Annotated in this window: 15 protein-coding genes; 4 read left to right on the top strand and 11 right to left on the bottom strand. The window is 68.9% G+C overall.

Features of this window, described 5'->3' with window-relative positions; genetic code table 11:
• Positions 1-88: 88 nt before the first annotated feature.
• The 8 genes from obgE to ACWZHB_RS01910 all read right to left on the bottom strand — a co-directional run bounded on the left by obgE (position 89) and on the right by ACWZHB_RS01910 (position 11,295).
• The gene (obgE, locus tag ACWZHB_RS01945) at positions 89-1,552 is read right to left on the bottom strand and encodes a GTPase ObgE (RefSeq protein ID WP_427906223.1); all 1,464 of its coding nucleotides are present in this window, start codon (positions 1,550-1,552) and stop codon (positions 89-91) included.
• A 118-nt stretch (positions 1,553-1,670) separates the two neighbouring features.
• Entirely contained in the window at positions 1,671-1,937 is a 267-nt protein-coding gene (gene rpmA / locus ACWZHB_RS01940; RefSeq protein ID WP_056821498.1) for a 50S ribosomal protein L27, read from the bottom strand.
• A gap of 24 nt (positions 1,938-1,961) precedes the next feature.
• Complete coding sequence (gene rplU / locus ACWZHB_RS01935) at positions 1,962-2,273, bottom strand: 50S ribosomal protein L21 (RefSeq protein ID WP_056821499.1); 312 nt, start codon at positions 2,271-2,273, stop codon at positions 1,962-1,964.
• A 261-nt stretch (positions 2,274-2,534) separates the two neighbouring features.
• Positions 2,535-5,726 carry a translation initiation factor IF-2 N-terminal domain-containing protein gene (locus ACWZHB_RS01930; RefSeq protein ID WP_427906222.1) on the bottom strand — a complete coding sequence of 1,064 codons (3,192 nt, stop codon included), beginning with the start codon at positions 5,724-5,726 and terminating at the stop codon, positions 2,535-2,537.
• A gap of 533 nt (positions 5,727-6,259) precedes the next feature.
• Entirely contained in the window at positions 6,260-6,676 is a 417-nt protein-coding gene (gene ndk, locus ACWZHB_RS01925; RefSeq protein WP_266298471.1) for a nucleoside-diphosphate kinase, read from the bottom strand.
• Between the two features lie 52 nt (positions 6,677-6,728).
• On the bottom strand, positions 6,729-7,124 hold the full coding sequence (locus tag ACWZHB_RS01920; RefSeq protein ID WP_427906221.1) for a DUF4233 domain-containing protein: 396 nt from the start codon (positions 7,122-7,124) through the stop codon (positions 6,729-6,731).
• A complete protein-coding gene (gene folC / locus ACWZHB_RS01915; RefSeq protein WP_427909048.1) occupies positions 7,121-8,491 on the bottom strand; it encodes a bifunctional tetrahydrofolate synthase/dihydrofolate synthase in 1,371 nt (456 codons plus the stop codon). The genes ACWZHB_RS01920 and folC overlap by 4 nt, the downstream gene beginning before the upstream one ends.
• A 125-nt stretch (positions 8,492-8,616) precedes the next feature.
• Positions 8,617-11,295 carry a valine--tRNA ligase gene (locus tag ACWZHB_RS01910; RefSeq protein ID WP_427906220.1) on the bottom strand — a complete coding sequence of 893 codons (2,679 nt, stop codon included), beginning with the start codon at positions 11,293-11,295 and terminating at the stop codon, positions 8,617-8,619.
• Between the two features lie 297 nt (positions 11,296-11,592).
• Between ACWZHB_RS01910 and ACWZHB_RS01905 the strand changes: the two genes are divergently transcribed.
• The gene (locus ACWZHB_RS01905; RefSeq protein WP_427906219.1) at positions 11,593-12,285 is read left to right on the top strand and encodes an AAA family ATPase; all 693 of its coding nucleotides are present in this window, start codon (positions 11,593-11,595) and stop codon (positions 12,283-12,285) included.
• Between the two features lie 75 nt (positions 12,286-12,360).
• Here ACWZHB_RS01905 and ACWZHB_RS01900 read toward each other — a convergent pair whose 3' ends face one another.
• Both ACWZHB_RS01900 and ACWZHB_RS01895 read right to left on the bottom strand, forming a co-directional pair.
• Positions 12,361-13,308, bottom strand: a complete 948-nt coding sequence (locus ACWZHB_RS01900) for a diacylglycerol kinase family protein (RefSeq protein ID WP_427906218.1) — start codon at positions 13,306-13,308, stop codon at positions 12,361-12,363.
• Between the two features lie 58 nt (positions 13,309-13,366).
• A complete protein-coding gene (locus tag ACWZHB_RS01895) occupies positions 13,367-14,995 on the bottom strand; it encodes an FAD-binding oxidoreductase (protein WP_427906217.1) in 1,629 nt (542 codons plus the stop codon).
• A gap of 195 nt (positions 14,996-15,190) precedes the next feature.
• Between ACWZHB_RS01895 and ACWZHB_RS01890 the strand changes: the two genes are divergently transcribed.
• On the top strand, positions 15,191-15,808 hold the full coding sequence (locus ACWZHB_RS01890; protein WP_427906216.1) for a TetR/AcrR family transcriptional regulator: 618 nt from the start codon (positions 15,191-15,193) through the stop codon (positions 15,806-15,808).
• Positions 15,798-17,348 carry a glycerol-3-phosphate dehydrogenase/oxidase gene (locus ACWZHB_RS01885; protein ID WP_427906215.1) on the top strand — a complete coding sequence of 517 codons (1,551 nt, stop codon included), beginning with the start codon at positions 15,798-15,800 and terminating at the stop codon, positions 17,346-17,348. Before ACWZHB_RS01890 ends, ACWZHB_RS01885 begins: the two co-directional genes overlap by 11 nt.
• A 103-nt stretch (positions 17,349-17,451) precedes the next feature.
• On the opposite strand, the gene ACWZHB_RS01880 is transcribed toward ACWZHB_RS01885, so the two are convergent.
• Positions 17,452-18,525, bottom strand: coding sequence for a GNAT family N-acetyltransferase (locus ACWZHB_RS01880; RefSeq protein WP_427906214.1), 1,074 nt, complete (start codon positions 18,523-18,525; stop codon positions 17,452-17,454).
• Between the two features lie 179 nt (positions 18,526-18,704).
• On the opposite strand from ACWZHB_RS01880, the gene ACWZHB_RS01875 reads away from it, so the two are divergent.
• Positions 18,705-19,892, top strand: a complete 1,188-nt coding sequence (locus tag ACWZHB_RS01875) for an FHA domain-containing protein (RefSeq protein WP_427906213.1) — start codon at positions 18,705-18,707, stop codon at positions 19,890-19,892.
• Positions 19,893-19,952: the final 60 nt, after the last annotated feature.

The raw sequence follows: 19,952 nt of genomic DNA, 5'->3' as shown, positions 1-19,952 counted from the left end.
CCACGATCACCGAGCTACATCGGACCCATCGCAGTATGCCGATCCCACAGTCGCGCCCGACAGTGATTTTCGCCGGACGCGACCCGCCTCACTCTTTGCGTTCGCCGTTTTCGTCGAGCAGACCACGCCGCGCCTGCGAGGCGAGCTTGCGCTCGGCCGCACCGATCCGGTCGTTGGTCTCCAACCGGAGGTCGGTACCGCGGCCGGTCGGCTGCATATCGACACCCGCCGAGATCATCGGCTCCCATTCGAAGGTCACACCGGCGATGGTGACCGGACAGCCCGGCTGCGCACCCTGCTTGACCAGCTCGGCTTCGACACCCAGGCGAGCCAGCCGGTCGGCCAGGTAGCCGACGGCTTCGTCGTTGTTGAAGTCGGTCTGGCGAATCCAGCGCTCGGGGCGCGTACCGCGCACGATGAAGCCACCCGGCTCCTCGGGATCGGCGATGACACTGAAACCGGTCTCGTCGGTCGCGATCGGGCGGATGATCGGGCGCTTGGCCACGGCCTTGGGGTGGGCTTCGCGGTATTCGCGCACCATATCGGCCAGCGCGAAGGTCAACGGACGCAGGCCCGCCCGGCTCACCGCGGAGATCTCGAACACCGGCCAGCCACGTTCAGCGAACTCGGCCGACACCATCTCGGCCAGTTCGGCCGCATCCGGCACGTCGGTCTTGTTGAGGATCACCACGCGCGGCCGGTCGGCCAGGTCGCCCAGGCTGGCGTCACCGGACAGCGCCGGCTTGTAGGCGGCGAGCTCTGCTTCGAGCGCGTCGACATCGGAGACCGGGTCGCGACCGGGCTCGAGGGTCGCGCAGTCGACGACGTGGGCGAGCACCGCGCAGCGTTCGATGTGGCGCAGGAAATCCAGGCCGAGGCCGCGGCCTTCGCTGGCGCCGGGGATCAGGCCGGGCACGTCGGCGATGGTGAAGGTGGTGTCACCGGACAGCACGACGCCCAGGTTGGGGACCAGCGTGGTGAACGGGTAATCGGCGATCTTCGGCTTGGCCGCGGACAGCACCGAGACCAGCGACGACTTGCCCGCGGACGGGAACCCGACCAGTCCGACGTCGGCGACCGACTTCAGCTCGAGTACGACGTCGACCTCGTCGCCCTCTTCACCGAGCAGCGCGAAACCAGGCGCCTTGCGGGCCTTGGACGCCAGCGAGGCATTGCCGAGGCCACCGCGGCCGCCACGGGCGATGATGAACCGGTTGCCCGCGCCGACGAGGTCGCAGACCACCTTGCCGTCGTCATCGACGACGACCGTGCCGTCGGGGACCTGCAGCACCAGATCGGCGCCGTTCTTGCCCTCCCGGTTACTGCCCTCGCCCGGCTTGCCGTTGCCCGCCTTGGCGTTGGGGTGGAAATGGAAATCGAGCAGGGTGTGGACGTTGGCGTCGACCTCGAGGATCACGTCGCCACCGCTGCCGCCGTTGCCACCATCGGGGCCACCGAGCGGCTTGAACTTCTCACGATGCACCGAGGCGCAACCGTGTCCACCTCTACCGGCACGAACATGCAGCACGACGCGGTCGATGAATTTGGACATGGGTTGATCCTCCTCCTTCTGACTTGTCGTTTTCGGTAAGGGTGGGCGAACACGACAGAGCGGGTCAGGGAAACCCTGACCCGCTCTGGTGTCCGTGGGGAGCGAAAGCTCCAGGCGGTCAGGCCTGGACCGGCTCCGGTACAACGATGTTCACGGTCTTGCGGCCACGCTTGGTGCCGAACTCGACCGCGCCCGCCTCGAGGGCGAACAGCGTGTCGTCGCCACCACGGCCGACGTTCACGCCCGGGTGGAAGTGGGTTCCACGCTGACGGACCAGGATCTCGCCCGCGCTGACCTTCTGGCCGCCGAAACGCTTCACGCCGAGGCGCTGGGCGTTCGAATCGCGGCCGTTCCGGGAGCTGGATGCGCCCTTCTTATGTGCCATTGCTTCGTCTCCTCGGGAAAATTCTTACTTGATGCCGGTGACCTTGATGACCGTCAGCGGCTGACGGTGACCCTGGCGCTTGTGGTAGCCGGTCTTGTTCTTGAACTTGTGGATCCGGATCTTCGGGCCCTTGGTCTGGTCGATGACCTCAGCGGCCACGGAGATCTTGGCCAGCTTGTCGGCGTCGGTGGTCAGATCGGCGCCGTCGACGACGAGAACCGGGGTCAGCGCCACGGCGGTGCCGACGGGACCCTCGATCTTCTCGACCTTCACCAGGTCACCGACCGCGACCTTGTACTGCTTTCCGCCGGTCTTGACGATTGCGTACGCTGCCATCGGTCGGCTTCCTCCACTCACATTGGTGCTGCACATGTCCACGCCGCAGCTGCGACGCGTATTCCTGGGCTCATCCCCGCAGAGCGGGGGAAGAACGTTTGCTGCCTGCGGTACGCACCCGGCCTGTTCGGCCAGATGCTCAATCACTGGGCAGCGACCGACCTAGGTTACCAGAGCGGTATCCACTCCCCCAATTCGGCCGGTCAGGGGCCGAATCGAGGGCTTGCGTGCGCGAACGGATCCGCGCACGCAAGCATCGAGCTACTGCGAATCCGCCGGTGCGCCCGCGGGACGGCCCACCGCGCGCCGGCGCGGTTTGCGTTCCGGGACGACGACAGGCTCCGCCGCGAAATCCACGACGGCCGCCGCGGGCGGCTGTTCGTTCGCCGACAGGACGAACACGGCTCCCGTGCTGTCCGGGGCGGGTGCCGCGGTCGACCGGGCCACACGACGCCTACGAGGTGCCCGCGGTGCGGGTTCGGCGGCAGCCGGAGCCGGTTCGGCGACCGGGGTGGACTCGGACTCGGCGGCCGGAGCCGGTTCGGGCTGCGTGACCGCGGCGGGCTCGGATGCCGATTCCGGGACAACAGGAGCGACCGCCAGCGCAGCGATCCCCGCGTCCTCGGTCACCGCTTCCTCAGTCACCGCTTCCTCGGTCACCGCTTCCTCGGGTTCGGCGTCTCCGGAAATAACCCCGGTGAGCGGACCCTCGGTGCTCGGCTCAGGATTCGCCGCGGCGGAACCACGTCCCGACCGGCGCGAACGCGACCGGGAACGCGACCTGGTCGGCTCGGCGGGCGTCTCCTCGACGGCTTCGGCAACCTCGGTGGCCTCGTCGTCGTGGTGACCTGCCATCGCGAGCACGACCGGGTGGGCACGCTTGACCGCGATGTCCTCCTCGGCGTGTTCGGCGGCCGGTGCGGTGCCGTTGGCCGCCGGTGCGGCAGTGGTGGCGGGCTTGTCGCGATCCTTACCGCGACGACGGCGCGAACCGCCCTCCTTCGACCGCGGCTCCTCGACGCCCGACCCGGAATCCACCGGGTAGGAGTGCACGAGGATGCCGCGACCGTGGCAGTGCTCACAGGTGGTGGAGAACGCCTCGACCAGTCCGGTGCCCAGCTTCTTGCGGGTCATCTGGACCAGGCCCAGCGAGGTGACTTCCGAGACCTGGTGGCGGGTGCGGTCACGGCCGAGCGCCTCGGTGAGACGACGCAGCACCAGGTCACGGTTGGATTCGAGGACCATGTCGATGAAGTCGACGACGATCATGCCGCCGATATCGCGCAGCCGCATCTGGCGCACGATCTCCTCGGCCGCTTCCAGGTTGTTCTTGGTGACGGTCTCTTCGAGGTTCGACGAGCCCGAGCCGGTGAACTTGCCGGTGTTGACGTCGACGACGGTCATCGCCTCGGTGCGGTCGATCACCAGGGTGCCGCCCGAGGGCAGCCACACCTTGCGATCGAGCGCCTTGGCCAGCTGCTCGTCGATCCGGAAGGCGTCGAAGACGTCGACGCCGTTGTTCTCGTGCCGGTTGACCCGACCCAGCAGGTCGGGCGCGACGGTGCGGACGTAGGTCTCGACGGTGCTCCACGCGCGGTCACCTTCGATGACCAGCTTGGCGAAGTCCTCGTTGAACAGGTCGCGGATGACCTTGACCAGCATGTCGGGCTCTTCGTAGAGCGCCTTCGGTGCGTTGGTCTCCTTGGCGGCGGCCTCTTCGATGGTGCGCCAGGCGGCCTGCAGCCGTTCGACATCGCGTGCCAGTTCGGGCTCGCTGACACCCTCGGACGCGGTCCGGATGATCACGCCCGCGTCGGACGGGACGATCTCGCGCAGGATCTCCTTGAGCCGCTTGCGCTCGGTGTCGGGCAGCTTGCGGCTGATCCCGGTCGACGTGCCACCGGGCACGTACACCAGGAAGCGACCGGCCAGGGAGATCTGGGTGGTCAGGCGGGCGCCCTTGTGACCCACCGGGTCCTTGGACACCTGCACCAGCACCTGATCGCCGGGCATGAGTGCCTGCTCGATCTTGCGCTCGCGACCACCGAGACCGGCGGCCTCCCAGTTCACCTCACCGGCGTAGAGCACGCCGTTGCGGCCGCGGCCGATGTCGATGAACGCCGCTTCCATACTGGGCAGCACGTTCTGCACCTTGCCGAGGTAGACATTGCCCACCATCGACGCCTGACCGGAACTGGTCACGAAGTGCTCGACGAGGATGTTGTCCTCGAGGACCGCCACCTGGGTGGTGGTCTGGTGGCCGGGCGCGTGTTCGGCCGGGTCGAACGCCTTCTCGCGCACGACCATCACCCGGTCGACCGCCTCGCGGCGGGCCAGGAACTCCGACTCGGTCAGGATCGGCGGACGGCGACGCCCGGCTTCCCTGCCGTCACGGCGGCGCTGACGCTTGGCTTCCAGGCGCGTGGAGCCGGAGATGCCCTGCACTTCGTCGGGGTTGTTGTTCGCGCTGGAACGTTCGCGCCGCTTGTTGCGTGGCTCGCGCTCGTGCACGACGGTGTTGGGCGGGTCGTCCTCGGTCGCTGCCTCGGCATCGGCGGACTCACCGCCCACCTTGCGGCGGCGACGGCGACGGCGACGGCGGCTCGCGCCATCGGAGGTGCCGTCTTCGTCGTCGGTGTCGCTGTCCTCGGCCGGTTCGGCCTCGGCGGTGACCTGCTCGGCCGGCTGCTCGGCCTCGTCGGTGTCGTCCTCGTCGGACTCGTTGTCCTCGCCGTCGGCGGACTGCTCGCCACGACCGCGGCCACGGCCACGGCGGCCACGGCGGCGGCGGCGGGGCTGACCGTCGGCGTCGTTGTCGTTGTCATCGGCGGCGTCGGCGGATTCCTCGGTCGCCTCGACCTCGGCCTCGATCTCCTCGACCGGCGGCGCGACGGGCTCTTCGCGCTTGGGGGTCCGCTCGGCGCGACGGCGCTTGCGGGTCTCCTCGGCGGCGGTGGCATCCGGCGGGAGGAACAGCGGCATGCCGACGGAGGCGGGTGCGTCGAAGGTCACCGGCTCGGTCTGCGCGGGAGCATCCGAGGACCGGTGGGTGAACAGATCGGTGTGCGCGTCTTCGCGCATCGCGGCGAACACCTCGTCGGTGCGCGCGACGTGCGGTGCGGAGAACAGCGACGCGGGCGCCGCTGTGGTGTCGGCCGGCTGCTCGGCGACGGGGGTGGACGCGGCGCGCTTCTTCGCGCGCGTAGTGGGTGCGGCCACCTCGGGTTCGCCGGGTTCGGCGTCAGCGGCGGCGATCGCGTCGCGCACCGTTTCGGCGACCGAGCGGTCGACATTGGATTGAACGCTGCGCGCCTCGGCGCCCAGCTCGGCCAGTTTGGCCAGGATGCGTTTGCTGGTCACTCCCAACCGTTTGGCCAGTGCATGAACTCGAATTCGCTCCGGCAATTGATCGGCATCCTGTTGTGTTGTGTCCAGCGGCTCTTTTTCGGCCACGAAGTCTCCTCGGGCCCCCGGGCGCGTCCTTCCCCGGTACGGGAGGAACGCGGCCGACGCGGGGGCATCGTCCGTGCACCTCGTACCCGATGGTACGAGGGTCATCTGGTCTCGCCCCGCGTGTCCGGTCGCACCTTGATCGATCATCTGGCGGGCCAACCGGTCACACGGCGCCTGGCTGTACGGCGTGCCACCGCGCTTTCGAGCGCTCATCCAGCGTGCCTGCGCGGGCAACCCCAGCAACAGGGCCGTCCGTGGCAGCGATGATCGGCATCAACCGCGGTGTCATCCGGTCATGTCCGCCGCCGCGTCACGTACCTGCGCGACAGGTCGGCGTCGAACACATCCGTAGTCAGTATCCCATACCGCTCGCGCGGGGATCGCCATCGGCGCAACTCACGCGAACTCCGCCCCGCTCGCGGCCGCCGTATTCCTCGGTGCACAGCCACGTGCGAGGCCAACCCGGTCGAGCGGAGTTCGATACCGCCTGACCGGGTGTCCAACTGTCTCTACTGCGCTACCGACCAGAGCGGTCAGGCGGGAAATTCGGGGAACCAGAGGGCGATCTCGCGCTTGGCGGACTCGGGCGAGTCGGATCCGTGGACCAGGTTGAACTGGGTCTCCAGGCCGAAGTCGCCGCGGATGGTGCCGGGAACGGCCTTCTCGACCGGGTCGGTGCCACCGGCGAGCTGACGGAACGCCGCGATCGCGCGCGGACCCTCGAGCACGGCCGCGACGACCGGGCCGGAGGTGATGAATTCGATGAGCGAGCCGAAGAAGGGCCGCTCGGCGTGTTCGGCGTAGTGCTCGGCCGCGAGTTCCGCGGACACGTTCTTCAGCTCCAGCGCCTGGAAAGTGAGGCCCTTGCGCTCGATGCGCGCCAGGATCTCGCCGGTGAGGCCTCGGGAGACACCGTCCGGCTTGATGAGTACCAACGTCTGCTCAGTCACGGGGTAACCCTAGCGTCGGCCGCGTCAGCACGCCGATCGGGCCCTCGAGCTGTCAGGACTCGGTGCCCATTCGCTGACTGGGGAGGAGTCCCGCATCCATGCGGCGCTGGACGTCCGAGCGCAGGACGAGGATGAAGGCCCAGACCGCGATGAACACCACCGCGATCACGCCGATGGACAGGTGGATGAACGCACCGGCGAGCAGCAACACCTGCAGCCCCAGGTTGAACGGGATCGCCCACGGCTTCCGCTGCACACCGGCGCCCAGGATCATCAGCACCGACAGCACCACGAGGTAGGTCCCGGAGAACCACGTGACACCGCCGCCGACGTCGGCGACCACCGGCAGCGCAAGCAGCACCACGATCGCCTCGAGGACCAATGTCCCCGCCATGACCCCGCGCAGACCCTTCCAAGGATCAGTGGCGGGAGGAGGCACTTCACTCATGCCGGTCCCTTTCCGAACAGGGCACGCGCCGCGCCCGCGGTGACGACCGACCCGGTGACGATCACGCCGGCACCCGAGATCACGTCGCCGTCGTCACCGGCCTGCTCGGCCAGCGCGATCGCCGACTCCAGTGCGTCGGGCAGCGTCTCAGCGGTGATCACGCGTTCATCGCCGAACCGCTGCACGGCCAGGTCGGCCAGTGCGTCCACATCCATGGCCCGGGGTGAGCCGTTGCTGGTGACGACGATTTCGTCGAAGACCGGTTCGAGCGCGTCGAGAATGCCGGCCGCGTCCTTGTCGGCGAGCACCGCGACCACCCCGACCAGCTTGCGGAAGTCGAACTCGCCGGTGAGCGTCGCGGCCAGTGCCTGCGCACCCGCCGGGTTGTGGGCGGCGTCGACGAAGATGGTCGGCGCGTTGCGCATCCGTTCCATCCGGCCAGGGCTGGCCACAGTCGCGAAACCGGTGCGCACCGCCTCGATATCGAGCTGACGATCCGCGCCCGCACCGAAGAACGCCTCGACCGCGGCCAGCGCCAACGACGCGTTGCGGGCCTGGTGCTCACCGTGCAACGGCAGGAAGATCTCGTCGTAGACGCCGCCGAGTCCCTGCAGCGTCAGTAGCTGTCCGCCGACGGCGACGGCCCGTTCCAGCAGCCGGAACTCCGCGCCCGCGCGGGCCACTGCGGCATCCTCGGCGACGGCCCGGCGCAACAGCACGTCCATCACCTCGGGCTCCTGCTCGGCGATCACCGCGACGGTGTCGGTCGGGATCAGCGCCTCGGGGGCGCGCTTGATGATCCCGGCCTTCTCCTTGGCGATCGATTCGAGGTCGGGGCCGAGGTACTCGGTGTGGTCGAGGCCGATCGGGGTGATCACCGTGACCTGCGCCCCGATCACGTTGGTGGCGTCCCAGGTGCCGCCCATGCCGGTTTCGACGACGGCCACGTCGACCGGTGCCTCGGCGAACGCGGCGTAGGCCATGCCGGTGAGCACCTCGAACTTACTCATCGCGGGGCCGTCGGTTTCGGCGGAACGCTGGTCGATCATCTCGATATAGGGGGCGAGTTCGTGATAGGTCGCCACGTAGTCGGCCGGCGAGATCGGCGCGTTGTCGATGCTGATCCGCTCGGTCGCCAGCTGCAGGTGCGGGCTGGTGATCCGGCCCGTGCGCCGGTGCAGCGCGGTGAGCAGGGCGTCGATCATCCGCGTGACCGAGGTCTTGCCGTTGGTGCCCGCGACGTGGATCGCCGGATAGTTGTTCTGCGGATTGCCGAGCAGGTCCATCAGGGTGGAGATCCTGGTGAGCGAGGGCTCGATCTTGGTTTCGGGCCAGCGCTTGTCGAGTTCGGCTTCTACCAGTGCCATTTCGGCGAGGTCGACCGGTGAGGGCCCGGTGTCGAGCCGAGCCTCCTGATAGCCGGTACCACCGAAGTCACCGCTGTCGTCGGGTTCGATGTCCTCCGGGTCGATATCGCCGGGGCCGAGGTCGCTCATTTGGCGCTCAACTCCGCCAGGCGAGCGCCGATCCGAACCACTTCGGCCGTGGCCACATCACGACGCGCGGTAATCTTGTCGACGACCGGCTGTGGCGCCTTGGCCAGGAAGGCCTCGTTGCCGAGCTTGGCCGTGGTGGTGTCGAGATCCTTCTGCGCGGCCGCGAGATCCTTCTCCAGCCTGCGCCGTTCGGCGTCGAGGTCGATCGCGCCGGAGGTGTCGAGCTGCACGGTGACGGTGCCGCCGGACAGTCGCACCTCCACCTCCGCGGTGGTGGCGAAGTCCTCGCCCGGTTCGGTGAGGCGGGCCAGGTTGGCCACCGAGTCGGCGAAACCACCGAGCCCGGCGTCCTCGATGCCGACGAGGGTGGCCTTCACCTTCTGCTTGTCGGCCAGGCCCTGATCGCCGCGGAACCGGCGGATCTCGGTGATCAACCGCTGCGTATCGGCCACTCGCTGCGCGGCGAGCTCGTCGGTCGCGACGCCACTGGCCTGCGGCCACGCGGCGATCACCACCGATTCGCCGCCGGTGAGCGCCTTCCACAGCGTCTCGGTGACGAACGGGATCACCGGGTGCAGCAGGCGAAGCACCGCGTCGAGCACGCTGCCGAGCACCACCGCGGTGCTCTCGGCACGCGCGTCGGATTCGGCGAACTGCACCTTGGACAGCTCCAGATACCAGTCACACAGTTCGTCCCACGCGAAGTGGTAGAGCGCCTCGCAGGCCTTGCCGAATTCGTAGGCGTCGAAGGCCGTGTCGACCTCGGCGCGGACCTCGTCGAGCCGGTCGACGATCCAGCGGTCGGCGTCGGTGAGGGTCTCGCGCGGGGGCAGCTCGCCGGTGCGCGCGCCGTTCATCAGCGCGAACTTGGTGGCGTTGAACAGCTTGGTGACGAAGCTGCGCGAGGCCAGCGCGTGCGCGTCGCCGACGGAGAGGTCGCCGCCGGGCTGGGCGCCGCGGGCCAGGGTGAAGCGCAGCGCGTCGGCGCCGTAGGAGTTGATCCAGTCGAGCGGGTCGATACCGTTGCCGCGCGACTTCGACATCTTCTTGCCGTGCTGGTCGCGGATCAGGCCGTGCAGGAACACGTCTTCGAACGGGACCTGCTTCTGTCCGCCCTTACCGGCGGTGAGCACCGGGTCGTCGCTGACGTACATGCCGAACATCATCATCCGGGCCACCCAGAAGAACAGGATGTCGTAACCGGTGACGAGCACGCTGGTCGGATAGAACTTCGACAGCTCGGGGGTCGAGTCGGGCCAGCCCATCGTGGAGAACGGCCACAGCCCGGAGGAGAACCAGGTGTCGAGCACATCGGGGTCCTGCACCCAGCCCTCGGGCGCTTCCTCGCCCGGGCCGAGGCACACGATCTCGCCGTCGGGCCCGTACCAGATCGGAATGCGGTGACCCCACCACAGCTGACGCGAGATGCACCAGTCGTGCATGTTGTCGACCCAGTCGAACCAGCGCGGTTCCTGGCTGGCGGGGTGGATCTTCACGTCGCCTTCGCGCACGGCGTCGCCCGCGGCCTTGGCCAGGGTGTCGACCTTGACCCACCACTGCATCGACAGGCGCGGCTCGATCGGCTCGCCGGAGCGCTCCGAGTGACCGACCTGGTGCTTGTAGGGGAACTTGCGTCCGGCGATGCGACCTTCGGCCTCGAGCCGCTCGCGGATCTTGACGCGGGCCTCGAAGCGGTCCATGCCGTCGAATTCGGTGCCGCTGTCGGCGATCCGGCCCGTCTTGTCCATGATCGTCGGCATCGGCAGCCCATGGCGCAGGCCGAGTTCGAAGTCGTTGGGGTCGTGCGCCGGGGTGATCTTCACTGCGCCGGAACCGAATTCGGGGTCGACATAGTCGTCGGCGACGATCGGGATCTGGCGGCCGGTGATCGGGTGGTACAGCGTGCTGCCGATCAGCGCCTTGTATCGCTCGTCGTCCGGGTGCACCGCGACGGCGGTGTCGCCGAGCATCGTCTCCACGCGGGTGGTGGCCACGATCACGTGCGGCTCGTCGTCGTTCAGCGAACCGAACCGCATGCTCACGAGTTCGCCGTCGACCTCCTTGTGGTCCACCTCGAGGTCGGAGATACCGGTCTGCAGCACCGGCGACCAGTTCACCAGTCGCTCGGCGCGGTAGATCAGCCCGGAGTCGTAGAGCCGCTTGAAGATCGTCTGCACCGCGCGCGAGAGACCGTCGTCCATGGTGAAGCGGTCGCGGGCCCAGTCGACGCCGTCACCGAGGCGACGCATCTGCCCCTGGATCTGCCCGCCGGACTCGCGCTTCCAGTCCCACACCTTGTCGATGAACAGCTCACGGCCGAACTCTTCTTTGGTCTTGCCGTCGGCGGCGAGCTGCTTCTCCACCACCGTCTGGGTGGCGATACCGGCGTGGTCCATGCCCGGCAGCCACAGCACCTCGTAGCCCTGCATCCGCTTGCGGCGGGTGAGCAGGTCCATGATCGTGTGGTCGAGCGCGTGGCCCATGTGCAGGGTGCCGGTGACGTTCGGCGGCGGCAGCACGATCGAGTACGGCGGCTTGCCCGAGGCGGCGTCGGCGGCGAAGTACCCGGCGTTTACCCAGCCCTCGTACAGGTCGGCCTCTACCTCGCTGGGGTTCCAGCTCTTGGGCAGGGCATCGGCACGATTACGCGAGTTGTCAGGGGCTGTGCTGGTCACGTCCCAATCCTAAGGGGAAGCGGCAACCACCCTTTCCCCGCCTACCCCGGCACAAAAAAGACGGACTCTTCGGTGGATGAGGGACACCGAAGACTCCGTCTACAGCACTGATACTACCGGCGATTAACTCCGCCGACGAGAATCCATATGGAATTCTCAGCTTCGGCCTTGTGCTGGTCAGCAAGGCCTGTGACGCGCCACGACGACACGCGGAAACCGTTGTCGCCCAACACTCGAGCGGAATATCCGGGTAACCCCGGATTGCCGTTTTGTCCGATTTACCGGACCCTGGAGAGGGTGACGCCCCCGCTCGAATCCTCCTCCCCCGTTCCGCCGTCGGCACCGCGGACCATCACCCCGGTCGCCCTGGTGGACCTACGCGCGAGCGAGGTCGAAGAACTGCGCTACCCGCGCACCACCGTTCTGGTCTTCGCCGGCGTCCCCGGCGCGGGAAAGTCCACCGCGCTACACCGTTTCTTCGGTGCGGGACCCGACGCCGAACACCCGGTGCGCACCGCTTCCGGCGCTCTGGTCCTCGATTCGAACCACACCCGCAACCGCCTTCGCCATCGTCTGGGCTGGGCGCCGTACTCGCTGTGGCGCCCGCTGGTGCACCTGGCGCACTACCGCGCGATCCGCGACGCGCTGCGCGAGACCGACGGGCCGGTCGCCATCCACGACTGCGCGACCTTCCGCTGGAGTCGGCGCCTGATCACCCGCTGGGCCGAGCAGGGTCACCGCGAACTGCACATGGTGCTGATCGATGTGCCCGCCGACGAGGCGCGGCGCGGCCAGATCAGCCGTGGCCGCAGCGTCAACGGCCTGGCCTTCGTCGCCCACTGCCGCCGCTGGGACACGATGATGGACGAACTCGGCGCCCGCGACACCACCCACACCGCGGACCCGCGACCGCTGTCCTCCACGTCGGTGGTGATCATCGACCGGCCGACCCTGCATGCCGTGTCGCGCATAGCTTTCGACGCCGCCTGATCGACGTGACCGTCCTCGTCGTCGACTCGGCTACGCCCGGGTCGACGACGGCGCCCGCCGTCACGTTCCAGCCGCTTACGGCACCAGAACAGTCAGCGCCCCCGGCATCGCCTGCACCGTCACCGGCAACATCCCCGCGGGCTCACCGTCGGCCGTCGCGTACCCGCCTTCGGCACTGACCGTGATCCGCCGGGCCCGGTACCGCTTCGTCGCCGGGTGGTCGATCCGCTTGCCCGCCGACAACGCGGGCAACAGCCGCGCCATCTCCAGCCGCGACACCGCGCCCACCACCGTGATGTCGAGATACCCGTCGTCGGCGCGGGCCTCCGGACACACCAGCATCCCGCCCCCGTAGGTGCGGGTGTTGCCGATCGGCGCCATCACCGCATCGGTGAGGATCACCACATGCGAGTCCGGCGGGTTGTCGAGAACACCGGGCGCCAGACCTGACAACTCGATCCGGAACGGCAGCGTGTAGCCGCGCATCAGCTCGACCACCGCGGCCGCGGTGTAGCGCAGCGGCCCGCGCGGATACCGCATCTTGTTGGCGCGCAAGGTAACTCGTGCGTCGAACCCGGTACCCACCACGGTCGCGAACCAGGTGGGTGCGGCGGTGGGCGATTCGATCCGCCCCAGATCGATGGTGCGGGTCCGGCCGCCGAGCACGATGTCGACGGCGGCCTTCGGATCGCCGGTCGGTATCCCGAATTCCCGGGCCAGGTCGTTGCCCGTGCCCGCGGGCACCAGTCCGAGCGGAACTCCGCTGTGCGCGACGGCGGCCAGCAGCACATTCATCAGTCCGTCACCGCCGACACAGATCACCGCATCCGGCCGGTCCTCGCCCGCGACCAGCGTCCGCACCTGCGTCACCGACTCGTCCGCACTCGGCGCCCGCACCTCGACCACCTCGACACCGCGCGCCGCGAGCCGAGTCAGCACCGTCTCGGCGACACCGTCACCACGGCCCGACCCCGAATGCGGGTTGGTGACCACGACGACGCGCCGCACCGGATGTTCGCTCACGACCGCACCCCGCAGGCGCTCGGCTCCGTCGGCATCTGATTCGCTGGCCAAAGCTGCTTCACGGCACCAGCTTTCCAGGGTTGAGCACCCCGGTGGGGTCGAGTTCGCGCTTCACCGCACGCAAAACCCGAACACCCAGGTCACCGATCTCGGCACGCATCCACGGACGGTGGTCGGCGCCGACCGCGTGATGGTGGGTGATGGTCCCACCCGCGGCCACCATCGCGTCGCTCGCGGCGGATTTGGCGATGCGCCACTGCGCGATCGGATCGTCGAGCTGCTTGGCGACAACGGTGAAATACAGCGACGCGCCGGTCGGATAGGTGTGCGAGATGTGGCACATGACCAGCGCGGGCGTGCCCTGCGCACCGAGCGCGTCCATCAGCGCGCCGGTGACCTTCACCTTCAGATTCGCCAGATTGGCCCAGCTGGTGGCGGTTTCGAGCGTCTCGCACAGCACGCCGACATCGAGCAGCGCGTCGCGCATGTAGGGCGCGGCGAACCGGCCGTGCTCCCACTGCTGCGCGGGCGCCGCACCGAGCGCGGTGCCACCCGCGGCGGCCAGCAGCTCACTCGCCTCGGCCGATCGCGCCGCGACATGGGCCCGGCTGCCCTCGAAGGTGGTGATGGCCAGACAGCCCGACACCGGGTTGCCGCCGACATCGGCGGAGCGGGCCAGGTTCAGTCCCGTTTCGGCCTCGTCGGACAACCGCATCACCGTCGGCGCGGCACCGGCCTGCACCACACCGCGCAGCGCGGCGGCACCGGTGGCGAAGTCGGGGAACGACCAGGCCTGGTAGCCAACGGTTTCCGGCACCGGATGCACCCGGAGGGTGACCGAGGTGATGATGCCGAGCGCGCCCTCCGACCCGACGAACAACTCGCGTAGATCCGGCCCGGCGGCCGACGCGGGAGCGCGGCCGAGGTCGAGGGTGCCCTGTGGGGTGGCGATCACCAGGCGTTCGACCATGTCGTCGAACCGGCCGTAGCCCGCCGACGCCTGACCCGACGACCTGGTCGCGGCGAACCCGCCGATGCTGGCGAATTCGAAACTCTGCGGGAAGTGTCCGAGCGAGAGCCCGTGCGCACCCAGCAATTCCTCGGCCTGCGGGCCGGTGAGACCGGCACCGAGAGTGGCGGTGCCGCTGGCCGGATCGACCGCGGTGAGTGTGTCCAGCCTGCGCAGATCGAGGGCGATCACGGTGGCGAAGCGCCCGCGCACCGGATCGACGCCACCGACGACGCTGGTTCCGCCACCGAACGGGACCACGGCGATCCCGCGATCGGCGCAGTACGTCAGCAGCGCGAGGACCTGCGGGTGGTCGGCGGGGAAGACGACGGCGTCGGGGGCGTTCTGCGGCTCGCTCGCGCGGCGGCGCAGCAGGTCCGGGGTGCTCTTGCCGCCCGCGTGCCGGAGCCGGTCGAGATCGGCGGTTGTGAGATGTTCGTCACCGACGATCTCGGCCAGACCGGTCCGGTCGGCGGCCGTGAGGGCGGTGGGTATCAGCGGCACATCGTTCTCGTCGCGGCGCGCTACCGGTTCACCCGAGATCCCGAACACCTGCCCGAGCAGGCCACGGATCTGCGCCGACAGCGGCTGATGACCGGCGGCGACACCCCAGGCATCCCACACCATGCTCGGCGCCTCGGTGGCAGACCCGGATTGTTCGTGTTGCGTCTCGACCATGCGTTACATAATGACATATAGTGTCAAGCAGTAACCAACGACATGTCCCAGAGTCGGCATCCGTACCGCTGTCGGATGTCACTACCGAACATTCGCGACGTCAACCCTGCTGGTCCGCTCGATACCCTTGGGCGGTTCCAGCCCGACCACGGCGCCCTCTCCGGGCGCCGCCGAACACACCGGCGGTGAAGCACGATGATCGACCTCGCGACCCACGCTGACCAGCTTTCGCCCACCGACGTGGCGATTCTCGATGCCACACGGGCTTGCGTCGTCGATTTCGGCGTTCGCCGAACCACACTCACCGAGGTGGCGCGGCGGGCGGGCGTGAGCAGGCCGACGGTGTATCGCCGCTGGCCCGACACCGGGTCGCTGATCGCCGAGCTGCTGGTCCGCGAACTGCGCACGATCGTCGCCGAGACCGTGCCCGACACCGGCCTCGGCCGGGATCGGCTGGTGCGCGGCATCGTGGCGGGTGCGGGGGCGATCAGGTCGAATGCGGTTTTCGCCAAGATCTTCCGCACCGACACCGACCTGATGCTCACCTATGTGTTCGGTCGGCTCGGCCGCAATCAGCGCACGCTGATCGGGCTGTTCGCGACGGTGATCAGGATCGGGCACGAAGACGGGTCGATTCGGGCGGGCGATGCCGAGCACATGGCCACCATGCTGCTGCTCATCACCCAGTCGGCGGTGCAGTCCGCGGGCACCGTGGAGTCGCTGCTGGCCGGTGCGGAGTTCGATGCCGAATTGTCCAGGGCTGTCGAGGGTTACCTGCTCCCGCTACCCGACAAGGACTGTGATGACTCCTGACTCCAAGGCCACGCTGAACGCCGCGCGCCGCACCTTCGACCTGCGCGCCCTCGGTGACCATCCCGACGTGGATGTGGTGGTGATCGGCGGCGGCGTGACCGGAACCGGCGTCGCCCTCGACGCCGCCGCGCGCGGTCTGCGCACACTCCTGGTGGAGCGCAACGACTTCGCGTTCGGCACCAGTCGCTGGAGTTCGAAACTGGTGCACGGTGGGTTGCGCTACCTCGCGAGCGGGCGGGTCGGGATCGCGCACGAGAGCGCGGTCGAACGCGGCATCCTGTTGCGCACCACCGCACCGCATCTGGTGCGCCCGCTACCCCAGCTGGTACCACTGCTGCCCGGCCTGAAATCGGCCCAGAGTTCGCTCATCCGTGCGGGTTTCGCCGCCGGCGACGCACTGCGGATCGCGGCCCATACGTCCGTCGACACATTGCCGCGCTCGCGCCGGGTGGCCGCCGCCGAGGCCCTGCGACTGGCGCCGACCGTGCGCCGCGACGGGCTGCGTGGCGGGTTGCAGGCGTGGGACGGGCAGCTCGTTGATGATGCCCGCCTGGTCGTCGCACTGGCCCGCACGGCGGCCGCCGAAGGCGCGACAGTTCTGACCCGCGTGGAAGCCGTTGCGGCGAGCGGTGATTCGGTTCAGCTGCGCGACACTCTCACCGGCGAAACCTTGGACGTGCGCGCCCGCGCTGTCATCAACGCGACCGGCGTGTGGGCGGGCGAGGTCGACCACAGCATCGAACTGCGGCCGAGCCGCGGTACCCACCTCGTCTTCGACGCCGCGGCCTTCGGCGGGCTCAGCGCCGCACTGACCGTGCCGGTGCCCGGCAGCATCAGCCGGTTCGTCTTCGCGCTGCCAGCCGCCCACGGCCGCGTCTACCTCGGCCTCACCGACGAGGACGCCCCCGGCCCGATCCCCGACGAACCCCAGCCCACCGAGTCCGAGATCGACTTCCTGCTCGACACCATCAACACCGCGTTGCGGGAACCGCTGACCCGCTCCGACATCCGTGGCAAATTCGCCGGCTTGCGCCCCCTGCTCAAAACCGCCGACGACAGCACCGCCGACATCTCCCGCGAACACGCCGTCCTCACCGCCCCCGACGGCCTGATCACCGTCGTCGGCGGCAAGCTCACCACCTACCGCCAGATGGCCGAAGACGCCGTCGACGCGGCAGTAGCCCAGGCAGCACTCCCCGTCACCCCCTGCCGAACCACCCGCCTCCCCCTCATCGGCGCGGTCGCCGGCGCCGCCCGCGACCGCATCGACGCCCCACCGGTCCTCATCGAGCGCTACGGCACCGAAGCGAGCCAGATCGTCTCCGCCTGGCTCGCCGACCCCACCCTCGCCGAACCGGTCGCCCCCGGAATCGACGTCACCGCAGCCGAATTCGACTTCGCCCTCACCCACGAAGCCGCCCTGACAGTCGACGACCTCCTCGACCGCCGCACCCGCATCGGCCTGATCCCCACCGACCGCGAAGCCGCCACCCCCGCCGCCGAAGCCGCCCTCACCAGAAACGCCACCCTCACCACCTGACCCATCCGATCAAAAACACCCTCCCGCACTCCCAACCACACCGGCCACCCCGAACACCCCCGTGGCCTTGCCATACAACCACCCAGGGCTACCACTCACCCACTCACCCATTCCTCCAGGTAGCCACCTCTGCACGCATACAAGCACGAGGCCACTCATCAAGCCCATGAGCAACCTCATCAACCCGAATCGCACGCAACCCCGCAGACTCGTCCGCAGGCGAAATATAAGTGAACCCGAGCCGCTCGTAATACGGCCCGTTCCACGGAACCTGGGTGAACGTAGTCAACGTGATCTCGCGCAACCCCTTGCTTTTCGACCACCCCACCGCATGGTCGATCAGCCGCTTACCGATCCGCGCCCCCGCATGAGCCGGATCGACAGAAACCTGCTCGATATGCGGCTGATCGTCGACAAGCCCGAGAATCAGATACGCGATCGGCTGATCGTCCCCATCAGGCCAGACCCACGCGCGTCCATCGGTCACGAAGCCCCGCAACACTTCCCGGGAGGGCGGCTCGTCGTCGGCGATCGCACCCATGCCCACCTCGGCGAACGGCGCGCCCGCCCGCCGCTCGATCTCCTGCAGCGCCGCGATCTCGTCCTGGCGCGCGAGCCGGACCGGCCCACCGACCGCCGGGGTGGCGATGATCCCATTGAGCAGCGCGCGAATCGCCCAGCGCCCACGCGCGTCGCTCTCGGCACGCTCGACAGCTTCGGCGGCGATATGGCGGTAGATCAGATCGCCGGCCCAACCGGCGGTCACGGCGTCTGCGCCCCCCTCACGCAGCAGACCGAGCAGCTGTTCGCGTAGGCCGACGGCGTGTTCGGTGATCGGAAACCGCCCGAACGCGACGAGCGCGAGCCCGTCATGGCGGCCCAGCGCCTCGATGGCGGACTCGACCAACCGGGTCACCCGCGCACGCCAGTCCCCCTCGGCGGGCACGGTGACCTGGGACAGCACGTGATCGAGCATCCCGGTCAGCAGGTCGTCACGATGAGCGACGTAGACGTACAGCGACGCGGCGCCGGTGTCGAGCTCCTTGGCCACCCGGCGCATGGTGAGCGCGCCCGAGCCATCGGTGTCGAGGATGCGCAGGCCGGTCTCGATGACAAGGTCCCGGCTCAGCGGGACTTTCGCCGGTCTGGCCCGGCGACTGACGGGTGCGGCGTTCATGCGCCGATCCTACGCTCCGGACGAACGCCGTTTGACACGAACGACGTTCGAAATTCACCTGCGGACCTTATCCCCGAGCGTCCGGCCATCTATGCTGGCGGCGGGACCTCGGTCGCGGTCTGCCGCAGGGCGTGACCGGCCGGGGCGGCGGTGAAGGCCAGTCCGATTAGGAGGCGTTGATGCACGCGCATTCGTCCACCGTGGCCATCGTGCCGGGGACCGGGATCGTCGCTAGATTCGGCGACGTCGTGGTCTATCTGGCCGGGGAGACACCGTCGACCGATCGCTTACTCGGCGCGGTGGAAACCGTCGCCAACAGCACCGCGGCGAGCGCGCCCGGCGCGGCTCTGGCGCAGCGGCTGGCGGGCGTGGTCTTCGGCGGCGCCTCTGCGCCACCGCCTTTCGGTGTACTCGCCCCGACCGCCGACGGCATGCTGATCCTGTTGCGCGGCGCGGTGATCGCCGAGATCTCCGGCGCGGAGGGCAACCGCCGCCTCGCCGGCGACCGCGCCTTCACCTGGGTCGACGAGATCATCCGCGAACCCGTCCGCCGGATCGCGGTCGGCGCCGAGATGGCCGACCCGACCAGCGCCAATCCGCGCACCGATCTGCGCGCGGGCATCGTCACCGGCAACGGCTTCGTCCTCAACCTGGGCCGCCGCCGCAATCCCCCGCCGCGCCGGGTCGAGGCCATCGACGAACCGGCCCCCACCGAGGCCACCGGCTTCCAGGCAGTTCGCCGACCGTCCACGAGACCGACCGACACCAGCGGCGCGCTGCCCGCCACCGCGGGATTCCCGGCTCCGGATCAACCCGCGACCTCGGGTTTCCAGCCCGACGGCGAAACAGTGAGTGCCCGGCCGAACACCGGCGAAAGCGTCAGTACAGGTCCGGCCAACTCCGACGGCGTCACGGTGAGCACCGGCCCACGCAACACCCCCGCCGCCAACGCGCCACGCGCCTGGTCCCAAGCACTCGATGCCGCCAAACGCGCCGAACCGGTCGCGTTGAGCAAAGGCACTGCGCCCCACAGTGGTTCGCGCGGCGCCCTCGTCACCGAAGACGGCTTGAGTTACCCACTGGACCGGTCGTATGTTCTCGGCCGCAACCCCTCGGGCGAGGAGTCGGTGCGCGCTTCCGCGGCGACGCCGATACTGATCGAACGGGATCGGCTCGTCTCGCGGGTCCATGCCTTCGTCGCCCCCGACCGTGGCAAGGTGTTCGTCCGCGAGGCCCCCGCGACCTCCGGAACCTTCTTCGCCGCCCCCGACAGCGAACGCTGGTCACGCGTCGGCACCCTCCCGATCGAACTGCAACCGGGCTGGCGCCTGCGGATCAACGACTTCCTGCTGACCTACTGCGTGTAAATACCTGCAGACCATCCCGACGCCCGTGCATCCAGCTCCACGGGCGTCGGATCGCGAATC

The sequence above is a fragment of the Nocardia sp. FBN12 genome, assembly GCF_054031145.1.
Note: the sequence above shows the minus strand (reverse complement) of the source record. Positions and strands in the feature narration are given on the sequence as shown.